This is a genomic window from Pseudomonas persica (genome assembly GCF_900291015.1).
Classification (GTDB): domain Bacteria; phylum Pseudomonadota; class Gammaproteobacteria; order Pseudomonadales; family Pseudomonadaceae; genus Aquipseudomonas.
In genome coordinates, this window is sequence record NZ_OLKL01000133.1 from 1 (window position 1) to 274 (window position 274).

General features: G+C 51.5%; 1 pseudogene. It reads right to left on the reverse strand.

The window, feature by feature from the left end:
- Positions 1-103 (reverse strand): annotated as a pseudogene (locus FQ664_RS27980) (DNA-binding response regulator); the annotation flags it as partial.
- Between the last annotated feature and the right edge of the window lie 171 nt (positions 104-274).

Below are 274 nucleotides of genomic sequence, written 5' to 3' on the forward strand. Positions count from 1 at the left end.
TGCCATCCCTGGCCACGTCAACCTCGTAGCCATGCTGGCAGAGAAACTTCTGCAGCAGGTCGAGCACCTCGACATCATCGTCGACTATCAGCAAATGGCTCACAAAAAAGCACCGCAAAACAAGGTTATCAGGCCGTACTTTAAGGCCATCCCCACGTAGCCGTCATATATTTCAACCCGGAAACAAAGTGTCGACGCCGAGACAATCCGGACATTACCAGGCAAAGAAAACTGCGCAGCATCGCTGCCAGTTCTTGCCAGGAATGTATCTATG